The following is a 15,965-nucleotide window of genomic DNA, read 5'->3' as shown; positions in this document are numbered from 1 at the left end:
AACGGTTAAAATGCTCAGCCGCTGCCGGTATCCGTCCGGTGGAGCGCATAAAAAAGCCCAAGTCCGCTTGGCAGCGGAGCAAGGGCAAATGGCCTGTCAGCCTACCGGAAGACAGCTTGAGCAGGGTAATTTTCTTCAAGTAACAGGAACAGAAATTATTCCGCATTGTCATACAGTGCAATCAGCTCATCAAAAGCAGTAATGATGACATCCGAGCCTTTCAGCTCTTCCTGCTTACCAAAGCCTGCATAAGCACAGCCGATTACGGTCTGGTTGTTGCCTTTACCGGCCTCCACATCAGAGGAGCGGTCACCAACCATCCAGGCATCGCTGATGCCGTGATTGTCCAGCAGGATGCGCAGCAGCTCCGTTTTGGTCGCGGTGCCCTGTCCGCCTGCGCTGTAAAGGCCTTCGAACAATTCTTTGAGCTCATGTACAACTACAATGCTGTGAATATAGTCTTCCAGCCCGTTGCTGGCGACGAACAGCCTTACTCCCCGCTCATGCAGCGCGGCCAGCGTCTCGACAACCTGCGGATACAGCAGCGTGCCTCCTGCTTCCAGCCCTTCAATCTCCAGCTTCAGCAGCAGCTCGTCAGCCCGGCGGTGCACCGCTTCATCCGCTTCCGGCATTACATTATGCCAGATTTGCGCCAGCAGCTGGCCGAGGCTGCCAAGGATCAGCTCCTCCGGAGGCGTAGGTCCGGAATGCAGTCCTTCCTCGCGCAGAATATCGAACATTTTATGGTATGCGGGCAGCAACAGGCTTTCCGTCTGGAACAGCGTTCCATCCATATCAAATACAATCGCTTCCGGTTTTTTCAGCTTCGGTAGTGCATTATTCATGATGTGACCCATCCCTTCAGAATTGTTCTGCATGCCTTATGATATAGGAAATCAGTGTATATTGTCTATTCAGAGCAGGTTGCCGCTAACTGCAGCCATATAAAAAAAACGGCAGTCCTAAGCCCAAAGCTTAAGCACTGCCGTTCTTATTGTGCAGATATTATACGCGGTCGAAGCTGGCGATCAGTTCATCAAGAACATCTTTGCTGACCATTTTACCTTTAAAGTTAATGAGGTTTTCCGCGCTTCCGGAGAAGATGCAGGTTGGCTCATATTTTCTGAGAATAATTTTTTCACCGTCGACAAAAATCTCCAAAGGGTCTTTGATATCAATTCCCATTGTTCTGCGCAGCTCAATCGGAATTACGATACGTCCCAGTTCATCTACTTTTCTTACAATACCTGTTGCTTTCATTTTATGTTTCCTCCCTTGAAATGAACACTTATATAATCATTGAGTTAAAAGCTATCAATGCTTCTAAATAGTAGGAATGATTATCTCATATTTGCATTTTAAAGTGCTATTTCTTTCCTGTCAAATTTATTTCTACATCATTTGATATTTATCGACAAATTATTCGACATTGTTTAGAGCAAATTCGACAAAATAGCCTAAAAACTATTTTATCCAATTTTCTTTCAAATTGACAGTACTTTATTTTTAATATTTTGTTTCAATATTTGATAGAGCTGCATCCCTTTGCAAAAAAAACACCCTCCGCAATTGTTAGAGGCTGTCCTCTTCCCATTGTGGAGGGTAAACTTTTCTAGGATTGAATTTCAAACAGGCGGGCAGTTCTTCCGGCGGGAATCTCTGCCTTAAGTGTACCTTCAGCCTCGTCCCAGCTCCAGGAGGAGCCGTGCTGCTGCGGATAGGCACAGCTGACATGAACCTGCTTGCCTTTCAGTTCAGGCAGAGGCAGGGTGATTCCGCTCTCCTCGCCGTCAATCCGCCATACTGCGAGGTAACTGATATTGTTATGGCGGAGTCCGAAGCTGACCCATTGTCCCCGGCTGTCCGGCAGACCCAGCGGCCAGAACGGCATCGCCTGCGGAATATGGGCACGGATACTCTTATAGTAATCCAGCGCTTCCTTCACCAGCTCCCTGCGGCGGGGCTCAAGCTCTGCCAGATGTCCGCTCTGATGCACGCGGAGCAGCAGCGCGTTGACCATATTGAAGATTACTTCCTCATCATCGCCTTCACGCAGCGGATAGGACCATACTGCCGACTGTTCCGGCGTCAGTGCCGCCGGAGATCCTGCGGCGATGGCCGCATATTGAACGTAGTCCTCCTGATCGCTCGTGGACTGGATGCTGTGCCGGCTGAGCATCGCATAGTCCATCCGCATGCCGCCGCTGGAGCAGTTCTCGATCACCAGATCCGGATAGCGGGCAAAAATGCTGTCCAGCCAGCCCAGATAGGCCCGGTTATGCTGCAGCAGTCCGTCCCCGAAGCTGTCAGCAGCCGTTTCTGTTCCGATACCCGCATTAATGTTGTAGTCCATCTTGATGTATCCAACCCCGTACTCCTCTACGAGCCGGGCAATAACGCCGTCCGCATGCTCTATCACCTTCGGATTGCGGTAATCCAGCTGGTAGCGGCTGCGGTCCTTGACACGCTTGCCGTGGCGCATGAAGAACCAGCTGTCATCCGTGTCCGCCAGCTTCGGACTGTTGATGCCCATCACTTCAAGTTCCAGCCACAGCCCCGGGATCATCCCTTTGCTGCGGATGTAGTCCAGCACATATTTGATCCCTTCCGGGAACCGCTCCAAGGAAGGCTCCCACTGGCCTACACCATCCCACCACTCTCCGGGCGCATACCAGCCGGCATCAATACAGAAGTATTCACAGCCCACATCCGCCGCTGCCTCGATTAACGGCAGCAGCTTCTCTGTGGTCGGGCTTCCCCACAGGCAATTCATATAATCATTAAAGATAATCCGCAGCAGCTCATTATCCTCATTCGGCCTGCGGATCAGGCGGCGGTAGGCTGTCAGCTGCCCCGCAGCCTGTTCGAATCCGCCCTGTACCGAACCTGCTGCAACCGGAACAGAAGTGAATTCTTCTCCCGGCGCAAGCTTTATCCACCAATGATTGTCATGCTCTGTCGGCCCGCTGGCCAGCAGTGTCAGCTGATCATATTGATCGGTCAGCTCCCAGTGCCAAGAACCGTTATGTTCAATCTGCCAGAACAGGCTTGTCCCGTTCTCCTTGTTATGCAGCACTGCCATCGGCAGCAGCTCGGCTGCCGACCAGGAGCCGGTATTGCTGGCGGCAATCCGCTTCGACCCGCGGTCTGCCAGATGGTACATCCCCAGCTCCGGCAGGCTGTAGGTCCGCCACTGCAGCTCACTCTGCCATCCGCTGTGAGCCAGGCTGACCTCTATTTTATCTCCCCGGTCGCTGCTGCCCTCTTTGTCCACGCCTGTAAGCGCAAAAGAAGAAATATACTCCACAGCAGCCTCTTCTGTGCCTTCGTTGCTGAGTACCGTCCAGGCTCGGACCATTTGGACCCCTTGATAGAACTGAAAATGCTGCACCGCCTTAATACCGCTCACCGGATCGGTTAGAGTCAGCTCCAGCTTCCGGCCAAGCGCATTCACCGTATCCTTGTGCCCTCCGTAAACCATCCGCAGCCCCGGATAGGAAGCACGGTGGGTGCGCCCGTGATATTCCGCGCGGTCTTCGCCTGACAGCTGCAGCTCCAGCAGCCGGAACCCCGGCTTGTTCTTCTCCGCAATGTCCTCCGCCGCAAGCGGCGCCGCTCCAAAATGCAGCAGCCGTATATCCTGCTCCTCCGAAATTTCGATCGTAAGATAAAGTCCGTTTTCTGCGATATCTATGATTCTGCTCTCCATGTGTTCTATGGCCTCCTGACGGATGATAGTGTCTATCCTCATTATAATTTTTAGGGTCGGGTTAAGTAACTATACAGATTGCATATAAAACCGCTGTATTTTTCTGATAACGTCTACTGGAATCGTACAGGCGGCGGTAAAGTCTGCTGTATCGAGGAGGCCGCAGGGCTTAGTTGGATTTTCTCCACTTAATCCGGTTCTTTTTTATCATTCATGAACTTTAGTTGGAAATTCTCCATTTATTTCGACGGATAGTAGCCTTTTGAGATCATTTCAGCAGTTTTAAATGGAGTTTTTCCTGCTAATATTGCAATACCGGTATTTTCCGGAGATCTAGATGGAGAAATTCCACCTCGGTTAACTTGTACACGCTTAATCTGCACCTTAAGCAGTGAAAAAGTAACCGGGGGGAAGTTTGGAACTGTAGGACCGAACGCGTCCGTCTGAAAGCTTTTCCCAGGAAAGCTTCCTTCGAAAGCATAGCTATGTTTGGATTTCTACCGCGGACAGCGGTTTAAATGAGGAACTCCAAACATAACAGCGGCCGGATGTCCAAACCTTCACCGCAGTTACGGCAGGCCATCCATGCTACCCGATTGAAATCGGCATTACATAAAGAAGGGACGGCTCCCGGTAAATAATTACCTTCGAGTCCGTCCCGGGTTACTTTTAAATAACTTTTACTCAGCAGAACCGAACTGGATCCAGGCCTTCTGAATTTCATCAACCGTCTGATCCTTCGTCTTGCTGCCGCCGATGTATGCCTGCATCAGCTCACCGAATTTTTGGTGGAATGTATCCAGAGAGTAGTTCACCGACAGGTCGCCCGATTTCTCGGTCTTCAGGATTTCTTCCATTTCCTTCGGCATTTGCAGATCAGGCATTGGCGCGTCTTTGATTGGCGGAATTACTTTGGCTACTGTGGAGAACCAGTTTTTGCCGTAGTCCGAAGTGTACAGCCAGTTGAAGAACTCAATCGTCTCAGCAGCGACAGCCGAATCCTTGTTGATGCGCAGCGCCTGGTCAGCACCGGTAATAATTTGCGACTGCTCAGGCTTGTCGCTGACAGGATAGCCGGCGATGCCAAGGTCAAAGTCAGGCGTAATTTTCTTGATCGCTTCCTCATCCCATGCGCCTTTACCGGTCATGAATGCGGCTTTGCCGAGGGCGAAGTCACTGACTTGGGCGTTGCTGTCGCGTTCCAGCGGCTTATCCGTACCATGTTTTACAGTCGTATCAATAAAGTTGAAGAAGTTATCGTACAGCGCAGGATGCTCTTTAATTGTCGTTTCACCGGCGATGAAGTCCGCTACAAGTGTTTTGGCATCGGTACCGGCATCAATGGCCGCTGCATCCACGAAGTGCTGGAAGATATGCTTCCATACCCACCACTCTTTGTAGGCATTGGCGAACGGCGTAATTCCTTTGGCTTCCAGCTTGGTGATGGCATCATCCAGCTCGGCAGTTGTCTTCGGAACCTCGGTAATCCCGGCGTCAGACAGCAGCTTTTTGTTGTACATCAGGACGAACAGATTGCCTTTCACCGGAAGGCCCAGCACTTTACCGTCAGAGGAGCTCATATTGGAGCGGACTGCATCAGTCATCGCTTCAGCCAGCGGCTCGTTCGTCAGATCGGCACTGTATTCGGCAAACGTATCGATATCGCCGCCCGCAGTGGTCTGGAATACGTCAGGCGTACTGCCTGCAGCGATCTTCGATTTCAGCACCGTGTTATAGTCGGCCTGCATAATTTCCAGGTTGATCGTTACGTTCGGCTTCACTTTTTTGTACTCGGCGATATAGGCATTGAAAGCTTCAGTGTATTCAGGAGACGCGGTGAACATATTAATCGTGACCGGCTTTGCGGAATCTGCAGCAGTATTCCCTTCTCCGTTCGTTCCCGCCGTGTTATTCGCGGCATTATTGTTGTTCCCGCCGCAGCCTGCCAGCAAACCGCCGACCAGCAGCAGGCTCGTTGATACTGTCATGAATTTTTTTAACATGTTGTTGCCCCCTTTTTCTCATGCTTCCTTGTGGTCATGCTGTTATTCTAAATAAAAAGAAAAGGGATAAGAATGCACATAAGTGAACTGATAAGGGTAAAAAAGTGGGCTAATGTAACCGTTTCACTTTTCTCCCCCTGACAAAAGAATCCGGAATTCAGAAGGTGAGCAGTCGTAGTAATTACGGAACGCCTTGCTGAAATAGTTTTTGTCCTTGTATCCGAGCATTTCAGAAATATCCTGAATTTTGAGCCCGGGGTCAGACAGCAGAGCCTTTGCCTTGTCCATTCTTACCTTTTGCACATATTCGTGGATACCCCATCCGTATTTGCCCTTGAACAGCTTCATCAGGTATTCTCGGCTCAGGAAATACTTCTCCGTGAACATCGATATTTTAATATTCTCGAAATAATGGTTATCAATGTATGCTTTAATATTTTCCAGTACACTGCTGCGGTCTCCGGCAAGCGACTTGCTGATTTCCCCGGTAAAAACTTCAAGAATGCGGCTGAGCACACCCTCCCATTCTCCGAAAGAAGAGAAATCCCCGTTGACTCCAAGCCCCTTAAGGCCCTTTTCTTTCCCGCTGCTTAGCGAATCAGGCAAGGCGTTCAATTCCTTGGCGATGTCGCCAAGCAGAATAATGAACTCCTGAATGGTCCGGTCTGCTTCACCCAGGCTGAAATACCCGGCAGCTTCCCATTTGCGGATGAACTCGCCTACAATACTTTTGGCGTTACCGGTATTACCGGTCTCCAGCGCACTGCGGATCAGCTGAATCCGGCCGGTCAAAGATGGCACTTCTCTTAATGGAGGTTCTGATTGTCTGCTGCCTGCAATCATGCCGTTTTTCAGGCTCAGCAGGTCAATGCCGTCTACTGAAGCCTTGGCAGTCTCATAGGACCGGGCAATGTCCATTACATCACTATAGCCAGCTCCTATTCCCCCCACGCAGCGGATGCCGAACAGTTCCTTGAGCGTAGACACCGCCTTCTTCATATGATGCATGGAATGAAACGCAGCATCCTCCCCATAGCTTCCCTTCATCGTAAAAATAGCGGTAAACTCGCGGTTGCCCCTGGAGCTGGCAAAGCTGAACGCCTCGAACTGCCCGCCGCTGTTCTCATTGATAACATTCGTCACGGCAAAATACATCAGGTCGCGGTCCTCATGGAACCGCTCCTTGCGCACCTGCTCCAGATTCAGCAGCCGCAGTATGCCCACCGTGAAGAAATTGCCCGGAGTGTCAGCACCGATCAGCGGCAGAAATTCCTCATTGGACTGGTTTTTGAAGGTCCGCTCAATGATGGACTGGTACATTTTTTCCTTCAGCTTGGGCAGTGACATATTGAGCGTTTTATTGCGGTTAATGAACTCGCTCTCTTTCTGGCGCCTTGTCTCCAGCAGATCGGCAGCCTTGCGTAGCGCGCTGTTCAGATCTGCACGGTTCACCGGCTTCAGCAGATAATCAACCACTTTTGAACGGATGGCCTGACGGGCATATTCAAAATCATTGTAGCCGCTGATCACGATCAGCAGCAGCTCCGGGAACTCCTTTTCTGCAATCTGCAGCAGCTGGCTTCCGCTCAGCACCGGCATTTTCATATCCACAAGCGCAATGTCGATTTTATGCTCACGCAGCATGGCAAGGCCCATGTCCCCGTCTGTCGCCTCCAGCACCTGGTCTACTCCCAGGCCCTTCCAGTCCCCCAGAATATTAATCGCCTCGCGCAGCGGCTCTTCATCATCAATTATCAGCACTTTAACCATGTTGTCCCTGACCTCCCCGCGGCAGCCGCATGTCCATTGTTGTACCCTTCCCGTCGCTGGTGATGTCCAGCCCCGCTTCTTCTCCGTAGAGAAGCTTCAGACGGGTATTCAAATTTTTCAGCCCGATACTCTCATGTTCCCCTTCTCCTGCGGTGTCTTCACCGAAATCTTCCCACTGTACCTCAAGTGAAGCAAGCACCTGTGCAAGCCGCTCCGGTGTGATGCCCGGCCCATCATCCTTGACAGAAATGACAGTGTCCTCAGCAGTAACATGGGCTTCAATCGTAATGGTTACCGTGTGTGATACTTTTTCCAGGGCATGCTTGATGCAGTTCTCCACCAGCGTCTGGACAGACAGCTTCGGTATCCGCTGATCCATCAGACTCTCCTCCCACTTGTAGATCACCTGCATCCGGCTGCCGAAACGGGCTTTCTGCAGCGCCAGATATCGCTCAATGTGCCGCAGCTCTTCCCTGGCCTGCACCACATCCCTTCCGCTGATGCAGTATCTCAAGGTAAGTGCCAGATTATCAACCATCTCGACGATATCGTCATTATTGTTCTTCAGCGCTTTGGTGGAAATGGCCTGCAGCGCATTATATAAGAAATGCGGATTAATCTCCGCTTCAAGCGCTTTGAGCACGGCATTTTTCTCGACAATCTTCATTTTGTAGCGTTCGTTGATCAGCTCATTCGTGTTCTCGACCATTTTGTTAAAGTGGCGGGACAGATAAGCAATCTCGTCCTTGCCCACAACGGCCGCTTCGGCATCGAAGCCCCCTGTACTGAAGCGTTTCATCTGCAAAGACAGGTTTTTGAGCGGACTGGTGATCTTGTTGGACGTAAAGCTGACCAGGAATACCGACACCATCAGGAACAGGAGGCCGATCCCGTAGCTCAGCTGGCGGGTCTTGGTTGCTGCTTCATAAATTTTGCTGTAGGGAATCGGCTTGATCAGCTTCCAGCCCTCCTTTTGGCTGATGTCATACATCACCAGGTATTTCTGGGCGTCATCCGACCATGTAAATTGTCCGTTCCGCTCCGGAGTCAGCTCTTTCAGCAGCTCCGCCTCCTCGGTCCTTGCATAAAATTCGTGGTCATCAATAACAAACGGCTCGTTATCCGGGCTGACATACATCAGATGCTCTCCGGGACTGAAGGGGATATCCTTCATAATCTCATCGGTTACGCTGGAATTGAAGTACAGGGACAATACCGCCTGCGGTTCCCGGGATACAATGGAGCGCAGCATCCGGTGATAGCCCATAAAGCTTTCATCCCTGTTCACCGGATAGTCAGCACTGTCCCCTTGTTCCGGACCTGCCCCGCCCACAAAAGACTGATAAGAACGGTTGAACGGACTCTCCAGCGCCCGCTTGTACCAGGTCAGATGCTCAATGGAAGGATGATCAACCACCCGGACGGTAATATTGTAGTTCTCGTTCGTGACATAATAATACTTCTGCTCCTTGAGGATATACAGATAGATGGCCTCCAGGTCGTTCCGGGAAAAATAAAGATTGCGCAAATAATTCTCCACGTACATTTTGGAAGCGTAATCCTCTGATTCATGCATAATGGCGTAATTGATCTCATCGTAGGCGATCTGCGGCAGCGACAGCTGTGAGATACCGTCCAGATAACTTTCCAGGTTACGTCCCACCAGCAGCAGGTTGTTGCCCGTACTGGCAATACTGTTATTGACCGATTCCTTGCGCAGCATTCCATAAGAAATGAACGTCAGCGAGGTCACGACCAGGATGATGATGATGGTAAACAGGAGGATCAGCTTGTTGGCCAGCCGGCGGGAAATCCGCTCCAGCAAAGGCTCAAACAGCTTGTACAGAGTGGTTTTGATCAAGTTCGGCGGTCTCCTTTTCTGCCTGGTCCAGGGCATGATGTTCTTCTTGCAACGGCTAAAAATCCGGCTCTGTCCTGACGTCCTTACCGCCATTTTGCCGGATTGCTTCAGTTCACTTTTTTACCCCTAACTGTCTTCTTAAATCCATTTTTGAGTATACGGCGCTGCTCTATAATACACAATATAGACTAACCGGAATGGTTAAGTGTGGCAAGCGGGGTCATTAATCCCACCCTATAAATAGCAGAAGAGGTGCATCCATGTTAAAATCACTCGGCAGAAAATGGCGTGAGAAAACAGAGTTCGGGCTGTTCACCCTGCCCGTTCTCATCTGTATCGCAGTAGCCTTCTACGTCCCGTTCATCATGACCATCCGCTATTCGATGACCAAGTGGAACGGAATTTCCAAGCATCCCAAATTTGTGGGACTGGATAATTTCAAACAAATTTTTACCGGGGACACGAATTTCTCCGATTCCGCCTGGTTCACCATTAAATACGCTGTACTCTATATCATTATCGTCAACGTGCTGGCGATCCTGCTTGCCGTTCTGCTGGATATGAAGCTGAAAACCACCTCGTGGCTGAGAGCGGCTTTCTTCATTCCTTATATCCTCAGTCTCGTAATCGTCGGCTTCATCTGGAAGTTCATCTTTATGCAGGGCTTTAACTCGCTGGGTGAAAGTACAGGCTGGGGGATCTTCGGACTCAGCTGGCTGGGGACGCCGGGGCTGGCCTTTATCTCCATACTGGGGGTATCCATCTGGCAGTCCATCGGGTTCTATCTTGTCATTTACATTGCCGGCCTGCAGTCGGTACCTGAAGACCTGAAAGAAGCTGCTACGGTGGACGGCGCCGGACCGCTCAGAAGATTCTTCAGCATTACGCTGCCGCTGCTCGCCCCGTCGATCACCATTTCGGTGTTCATGGCACTGACTAACTCAATCAAGGTATTCGACGTCATCCTGTCGCTGACCGGCGGCGGCCCTGGCGGAACCACCTACAGTATCGCCTACGACATTTACCGTGACACATTCCAGAACAATCTGTACGGCTACGGTACGGCAAAAGCGCTTATTCTGTTCGTCGCAGTGCTGATCGTGACAGTCATTCAGCTGACGTTCTTCAAGAGAAGAGAGGTTGAGGCATAATGAAAACTAACAACAAAGCTGGCAGAATCATATTAGAGGTTGTTCTTGTCATCCTCTCTCTCCTGTTCCTGTATCCGCTGTTCCTGACGATTATCAATTCGTTAAAAACCTTCAGCGAGGTCATGACCGATGTCATCGCCCTGCCGAAGCAGCTGACCTTCGCCAACTATGCTTATGTATGGGAATTCATTAACTACCCGCGGCTGTTTCTGAACAACTTCATCATTACAGGGCTTGGCCTGCTGGGAATCGTATTCGTATCCTCCATTGCGGCGTATAAGCTGGCACGGACCAAGACCAGATACAGCGGCATTATCTACTTCCTGATCATCATGCCGATGCTGATTCCGTTCCAGTCCATCATGCTGACGGTGCTGCAGACCGCGAAGAACCTGAACCTGTCCGAAAGCACATGGGGACTGGGCCTGCTCTACTGGGGCTTCGGCGCACCGCTGGCCGTATTCATCTATCACGGGTTTGTTAAGGGAATTCCGATGGAAATCGATGAAAGCGCCACGATTGACGGGGCTTCCGGCTTCCGCCTGTTCTTCAGTGTCATTTTCCCGCTGCTGAAATCGGTCACTACGACGATCATCATCATCGACGTCATGTGGATTTGGAACGACTTTCTGCTCCCGCTGCTCATGGTTAACGGCTCGCCGGATACCAAAACACTGACGCTGGCCGCCTATACCTTCGTGGGACAGTATACCTCGGACTGGCAGTATGCGATGACAGCCATGGTAATGGCGGTCCTGCCATCGATCATCGTATTCATCTTCCTGCAAAAATACATCGTCAAAGGCGTTGTCGCCGGAGCGGTTAAGGGCTGATGGATTGTCGGCTGCAGACTTCATTTACATGCAAAGTGCCCCACGGCCGTAATGGTCAAGCCCCCATTTAGTAGACATTAAAAAAAACACCTAGGCAGCAAACTGGCGTCGGTAATCTACCGGCGTCAGTTTATTTAATTTACGCTGTGGTCGTCTTCGATTGTAAAATTGAATGTATTTCTTAACTCGCTTTTGTGCCTCCGCCATTTTTCGGATATCATAAGGGTAGAGCCCTTCCGTTTTAAGATGCGAGAAGAAGCTCTCCATAGAGGCATTGTCTAGGCAATTGCCCCGGCGTGACATGCTGATTTGGGCGCCAACCTTTGGCAGCATGTCATGGTATGCATGAGACGTGTACTGGAATCCCTGGTCGCTGTGAACGACCACTCCGGTCACGTCTTTTCGCTTGGCAAATGCTTTGGCAAACGTTTGTAGAACTAACTCGTTATCGTTACGTTCGCTTAGCTGGTAGGCCACAATCTCGTTGTTGAACAGATCTTTAATTGCCGAGAGATATAGCCAGCGTTCACCTACCCGGTATTGGGTCACATCCGTTACCCATTTCTGGTTGGGTTTCTCTGCCGTAAAGTCTCGCTTCAGCAGGTTCTCTGCCACACGATCTCCAGCCTGCTGCTTCGTCCCGTTCCACCTGCGTTTACGGCGAATCCTGGCTTGAAGTCCGAGCCTTTGCATAAGGCGCAGAATCTTTTTGTGGTTCATCCAAATACCGTCATCTTGCCACAAGAACAATTGGAGCTGCCTGTACCCGTATTTTCCCTCGTAGCGCTTGTAGACTTTACAAATTTGTTGTTTGGCTTCGGCGTCACGGTCGTTCCCTTTTCGCTTCAAATAGGCGTAGTAACCGCTTCTGGAGACACCAAAGAGTTGGCACAACTCCGCAATTCCTCCTAGACTTTCCGCTTGCTCGATGAGTTTAAAGCGTTCTTCCTTACCTCCTGCATCCAGATTTCCAAGCACTTTTTTAACATGTCATTCTCCCGTTTAAGCTTTTGAACATACCGATCTTGATCCATATATTCCTCTCGGCGCCCTCGCTGATCCAGAAGTCCAAACTCACCAAGTTCTCTGTACTTCCGCATCCACCTCTTCACTCTATCCTTATCTTGGATCCCAAGATGTTCAGTGATCTGCCTGTATGTCCATTTCTCCTCAACATGTAGGCGGATGGCCTCTTTCTTAACTTCTTCAGTATATGATTTAAACTTCTGTCCTTTAATCGCCATAAAAATGCACCCCTTAGATTTCATCGGAATAACCAGGGGGTTTTTCCAATGTCTATTCTAAGGGGTGCACTTCATAATGGCTGTGGGGTGTTTTGCATGTAAACCGGTTGATTGAATTCGATCATGGCTGCAGCTACCTGCTATGGGTTGGCGGCCTGCGGCTTGGGGCCAGCGGCTTGCGGACAAGCGCCAGCGGCTTTCGGCCTGCTGCTTACGGCCAACGTCCAGCGGCTTTCGGCAAATAGATGTAGTTAATACAATTAAAAACAGTGAAAAATGGAGGTTTAACCATATAACTGTATTCTGTACAGCTAAATCTCACCGGATTAGCCATATTGGCCTTATTAAGGATTTTTAATTGTAAGAAGTACAGCTAAGCAGGTAGAATGAACAAAATTTGTTGTTTTAGCTGTATAAAATGCAATTACGGACCATGGACATAGCTTTATAAATAGTAACTCACGCCTCACTGCTTCTCACTAACCTTACCGTCCGCAGCAATTTTCGCATTGAACGAAAGACCATTCAGCTTTTTAATGGCTTCCTTATTATAGGCTTCATTCATGAAGTTCGGCTGACCGCCAATGATCTTGACCGGAGTGATCCTGCCGGTAACGGCTGAGCCGCTGATTTCAAAATGGGCCAGCATGGAATGCACCGTTTTCTCTCCGCCGCGGGTGGACTTATTGAACACAAAGTTACCCAGCGAGTAATAGATCGGCTTGTGCTTGTAGTATTCGATCCCCATCAGGCAGTGGCTGTGCGCACCGAGAATGATATCCGCGCCGCTGTCGATCATCTGCTTCGCCAGCGTTCTTGCATATTCTTGCGGATAATCCTTAAACTCCTCGTTCCAATGAAGGTACACTACCGTAAAGTCATTCTCTTTGGCCGATTTTTTAATGGCGCCTAGCAGCGGCTCCGCTGTGTAGGCGGAAGCGGCCCCGGGAGTGTTCTTGCCCGCATGCCAGGAAGGTCCGGACAGTACCCGGCTTGCCCCAAGCACAGCGATCCGTTTCCCTTTCACCGTCTTAACATAAGGCTTAAAAGCTTCCTCTATATTGCTCCCGGCCCCGGTATGTCCGATCTTGTTCCGGTCCAGATGAATCAGCGTGTCCAGCATCGCCTGCTGCCCATAATCAAGAATGTGGTTATTCGCCAGTGTGACGCCGTCGATCCCGGCATAGCCGAGTCCGCCCAGCGTTTCAGGCCTGGACCGGAAGGCAAAGGTCTTCTCCGCTGCCTTGCCTCTCACGGAAACCGGTGTTTCCAGATTGGCGAAAGACAGATCAGCCTTCTTAAGAACCGGCGCTACCTTGGCAAACGGAAAATTCACCCCGTATCTGGTAATCTGGTCGCCGACGAACCCGTCCAGCAGAATATCTCCGGCAAAGACTAGCGAAATTTTCTCCTCCGGAGCGCTTCCCTTACTATAAACCCCGGTTGCAGGAATAAGCAGCAGGAGGCTGAGAATGATGAATGCAATTTTGCGCAATGACTTTACCCCTTTTGTAAGCTTTACTCTACTATACAAAAAGCAGATTCCGATATGAAGGGTAGAAAGTCCTGTTAGGCTTGACCTTTTTTGAGCACAGCCCTGAAGCAGTTCAGCCCGCCCCATTGCTCAGTCGTTACTGCATCCGGGGGCAAATTAAAGTCTGTCTCCCCCCAGTACTGGAATCCGCAACGCAGCAGCACATCATTCATCAGGTGTAGGTCCACTGTGGGATAATCAAAGGTTAACACCAGAAGGCCTTCGCCGTTCAGGGTCCGGTGGAATTCCTGCACGGCAAGTACAGTGTCGTCCATGGACAAATGCTCCAGCACGGAGATGCAAAAGATCGTATCGAAGCTCTCGTTTTCATAAGGCAGTCTGGTCAGATCCCCCTGTGTTAAGTGAAGATTATCCGTTCTCCGTGCCCGCACCTGCCTGGCCGCTTCCGGTCCGATATCTAACGAAATGTCCTGAATGATGTCCTCGCGTGATAGAATACGGGCGTCTACATCGCAGGCATGGACCTCACTGGTGTAACCGGCAAGATAAAATTTGAGCGGATGGGAGATCCCGCAGGCTGCATCCAGCACGGTGTCATGGGGAGAGATGAAGTTGGTACACCACTCATATTCATAGGGCCTGCTCCACCAGGATTCCGGCAAATCATAGATCAGCTTATCACGGCGCGCATCGGAAGTGACAAAAAAACGCGAGACATAAGGGTGTGTCGGCATGGCGAGGACTCCTTTACAAGGTGATTCGGTAGTGAGAGTATATTCAGGAATCCCCGATTCATGACATTGCCGGCAAAAGGCGGTCGCTCCTGTAGGGAGCCTCCGCCTTTAATAATGAACAAATATCTCTGCTTACACGTAATAGGAGATCAGCTTTGCGTCTACACCGTGTCTGGATATCAGCGTGTCCAGCATTTTGGACCATTCCTGATCAACCGTGCACAGCTGCGGATGAGCCTCGAACCAGGCCACCGACTGCCTGATTCCTTCGGCAAACGGTACGGTCGCTTTGAAATCCGGCACCAGCCGCTTAAGCTTGCTGTTGTCGAATACGCTGCTGACCCCCTGGTCGCCGATGAGGCCGTCAGCCGTCCCTGACGGTGTATGGGCAGCGATGAAATCTGTCGAAATATGCACAGCCTTCGGTTCTCTGCCGGCCGCTTCCCCGATGGCGGCATAAATCTGGTTCCAGTTCAGCACTTCATCGGAAGTGATATGAATGGCATCGCCGATCGTCTCGGGGTTACCCATAAGTCCCACAAAGCCTTTGGCAAAGTCCGTATTATGAGTCAGCGTCCAAAGTGACGTACCGTCTCCGTGAATAACGAGCGGCTGGCCCTTGCGGATCCGTTCCACCAGCGACCAAGGATGCTTCCAGCTGGTCAATGCCGCAGGAATGGCGGTATCTCCATAAGTATGGGAGGGACGGACTATCGTTACCGGGAATCCGCTGGTACGGTGCGCTTCCAGCAGGAGCTCCTCGCAGTCAATTTTGTCACGGGAATACTGCCAGTATGGATTGGCCAGCGGTGTCTCCTCCGTAATCAGATAATTCCGCTGCGGCTTCTGATATGCGGATGCAGAGCTGATAAAGATGTATTGCTTCGTCTTCCCGGCAAACAGCTCTATGTCAAGCAGCACATGTTCACGCGTAAAGGCGATCCAGTCCACTACAACGTCGAACTCATGACCCTTCAGCGCCTTGGCAGCTCCGGCACCGTCACGGATATCGCCGCGGATAACCTTTGCCCCTTCCGGCACAAATTCTTCCCGCTCCCCGCGGTTAAAGAGATACAGCTCCACTCCCTGCTGCACTGCCAGCTTTGATACCGCCTGGCTGATCAATCCTGTTCCTCCAATAAACAATACCTTCATCTGTATCCGC

At 50.7% G+C, this 15,965-nt stretch carries 14 protein-coding genes; 3 read left to right on the top strand and 11 right to left on the bottom strand.

The features are described from left to right. Positions 1 to 155: 155 nt before the first annotated feature. From C2I18_RS21690 to C2I18_RS21665, 6 genes are all read right to left on the bottom strand, one after another. Positions 156 to 845: an HAD family hydrolase gene (locus tag C2I18_RS21690; protein WP_249897805.1), complete on the bottom strand. Its 690-nt coding sequence runs from the start codon at positions 843 to 845 to the stop codon at positions 156 to 158. 160 nt (positions 846 to 1,005) lie between these two features. Further along, positions 1,006 to 1,260 carry an AbrB/MazE/SpoVT family DNA-binding domain-containing protein gene (locus tag C2I18_RS21685; protein WP_020428768.1) on the bottom strand — a complete coding sequence of 85 codons (255 nt, stop codon included), beginning with the start codon at positions 1,258 to 1,260 and terminating at the stop codon, positions 1,006 to 1,008. 352 nt (positions 1,261 to 1,612) lie between these two features. Continuing rightward, positions 1,613 to 3,709, bottom strand: coding sequence for a glycoside hydrolase family 36 protein (locus C2I18_RS21680; protein WP_249897803.1), 2,097 nt, complete (start codon positions 3,707 to 3,709; stop codon positions 1,613 to 1,615). Positions 3,710 to 4,389: 680 nt separating this feature from the next. After that, positions 4,390 to 5,712: a type 2 periplasmic-binding domain-containing protein gene (locus tag C2I18_RS21675; RefSeq protein ID WP_249897802.1), complete on the bottom strand. Its 1,323-nt coding sequence runs from the start codon at positions 5,710 to 5,712 to the stop codon at positions 4,390 to 4,392. A gap of 123 nt (positions 5,713 to 5,835) precedes the next feature. Then, positions 5,836 to 7,482 (bottom strand): response regulator transcription factor, encoded by a 1,647-nt coding sequence (locus C2I18_RS21670; RefSeq protein WP_249897801.1) that lies wholly within the window; start codon positions 7,480 to 7,482, stop codon positions 5,836 to 5,838. Continuing rightward, entirely contained in the window at positions 7,475 to 9,379 is a 1,905-nt protein-coding gene (locus tag C2I18_RS21665; protein WP_481857829.1) for a sensor histidine kinase, read from the bottom strand. Before C2I18_RS21665 ends, C2I18_RS21670 begins: the two co-directional genes overlap by 8 nt. 224 nt (positions 9,380 to 9,603) lie before the next feature. On the opposite strand from C2I18_RS21665, the gene C2I18_RS21660 reads away from it, so the two are divergent. Further along, the gene (locus C2I18_RS21660) at positions 9,604 to 10,494 is read left to right on the top strand and encodes a carbohydrate ABC transporter permease (RefSeq protein ID WP_249897799.1); all 891 of its coding nucleotides are present in this window, start codon (positions 9,604 to 9,606) and stop codon (positions 10,492 to 10,494) included. Next, positions 10,494 to 11,327, top strand: coding sequence for a carbohydrate ABC transporter permease (locus C2I18_RS21655; RefSeq protein ID WP_249897798.1), 834 nt, complete (start codon positions 10,494 to 10,496; stop codon positions 11,325 to 11,327). The genes C2I18_RS21660 and C2I18_RS21655 overlap by 1 nt, the downstream gene beginning before the upstream one ends. A gap of 90 nt (positions 11,328 to 11,417) precedes the next feature. Here C2I18_RS21655 and C2I18_RS21650 read toward each other — a convergent pair whose 3' ends face one another. Together C2I18_RS21650 and C2I18_RS21645 are read right to left on the bottom strand one after the other, a co-directional pair. Next, positions 11,418 to 12,305, bottom strand: a complete 888-nt coding sequence (locus C2I18_RS21650; RefSeq protein WP_249897797.1) for an IS3 family transposase — start codon at positions 12,303 to 12,305, stop codon at positions 11,418 to 11,420. Beyond that, entirely contained in the window at positions 12,236 to 12,571 is a 336-nt protein-coding gene (locus tag C2I18_RS21645) for a helix-turn-helix domain-containing protein (protein ID WP_249897796.1), read from the bottom strand. The genes C2I18_RS21650 and C2I18_RS21645 overlap by 70 nt, the downstream gene beginning before the upstream one ends. Before the next feature lie 92 nt (positions 12,572 to 12,663). Here C2I18_RS21645 and C2I18_RS21640 point away from each other — a divergent pair, with 92 nt between their 5' ends. Further along, positions 12,664 to 12,816, top strand: a complete 153-nt coding sequence (locus C2I18_RS21640) for a hypothetical protein (protein WP_249897795.1) — start codon at positions 12,664 to 12,666, stop codon at positions 12,814 to 12,816. Between the two features lie 221 nt (positions 12,817 to 13,037). On the opposite strand, the gene C2I18_RS21635 is transcribed toward C2I18_RS21640, so the two are convergent. The 3 genes from C2I18_RS21635 to C2I18_RS21625 all read right to left on the bottom strand — a co-directional run bounded on the left by C2I18_RS21635 (position 13,038) and on the right by C2I18_RS21625 (position 15,955). Next, the gene (locus tag C2I18_RS21635) at positions 13,038 to 14,033 is read right to left on the bottom strand and encodes a CapA family protein (RefSeq protein WP_481857952.1); all 996 of its coding nucleotides are present in this window, start codon (positions 14,031 to 14,033) and stop codon (positions 13,038 to 13,040) included. 107 nt (positions 14,034 to 14,140) lie between these two features. Further along, positions 14,141 to 14,800 (bottom strand): class I SAM-dependent methyltransferase, encoded by a 660-nt coding sequence (locus C2I18_RS21630; protein WP_249897793.1) that lies wholly within the window; start codon positions 14,798 to 14,800, stop codon positions 14,141 to 14,143. A 132-nt stretch (positions 14,801 to 14,932) separates the two neighbouring features. Continuing rightward, a complete protein-coding gene (locus tag C2I18_RS21625; RefSeq protein ID WP_249897792.1) occupies positions 14,933 to 15,955 on the bottom strand; it encodes an SDR family oxidoreductase in 1,023 nt (340 codons plus the stop codon). Positions 15,956 to 15,965 lie beyond the last annotated feature (10 nt).

The organism is Paenibacillus sp. PK3_47, from assembly GCF_023520895.1.
Taxonomy (GTDB): Bacteria; Bacillota; Bacilli; order Paenibacillales; family Paenibacillaceae; genus Paenibacillus_AQ.
This window is presented reverse-complemented; position numbering and strand designations above follow the sequence as displayed.

Coding starts and splice junctions, on each gene's coding strand:
- C2I18_RS21680 (WP_249897803.1), bottom strand. CDS start 3,709: ATGGAGAGCAGAATCATAGATATCGCAGAAAACGGACTTTATCTTACG.
- C2I18_RS21685 (WP_020428768.1), bottom strand. CDS start 1,260: ATGAAAGCAACAGGTATTGTAAGAAAAGTAGATGAACTGGGACGTATC.
- C2I18_RS21670 (WP_249897801.1), bottom strand. CDS start 7,482: ATGGTTAAAGTGCTGATAATTGATGATGAAGAGCCGCTGCGCGAGGCG.
- C2I18_RS21630 (WP_249897793.1), bottom strand. CDS start 14,800: ATGCCGACACACCCTTATGTCTCGCGTTTTTTTGTCACTTCCGATGCG.
- C2I18_RS21690 (WP_249897805.1), bottom strand. CDS start 845: ATGAATAATGCACTACCGAAGCTGAAAAAACCGGAAGCGATTGTATTT.
- C2I18_RS21660 (WP_249897799.1), top strand. CDS start 9,604: ATGTTAAAATCACTCGGCAGAAAATGGCGTGAGAAAACAGAGTTCGGG.
- C2I18_RS21625 (WP_249897792.1), bottom strand. CDS start 15,955: ATGAAGGTATTGTTTATTGGAGGAACAGGATTGATCAGCCAGGCGGTA.
- C2I18_RS21645 (WP_249897796.1), bottom strand. CDS start 12,571: ATGGCGATTAAAGGACAGAAGTTTAAATCATATACTGAAGAAGTTAAG.
- C2I18_RS21665 (WP_481857829.1), bottom strand. CDS start 9,379: ATGCCCTGGACCAGGCAGAAAAGGAGACCGCCGAACTTGATCAAAACC.
- C2I18_RS21675 (WP_249897802.1), bottom strand. CDS start 5,712: ATGTTAAAAAAATTCATGACAGTATCAACGAGCCTGCTGCTGGTCGGC.
- C2I18_RS21655 (WP_249897798.1), top strand. CDS start 10,494: ATGAAAACTAACAACAAAGCTGGCAGAATCATATTAGAGGTTGTTCTT.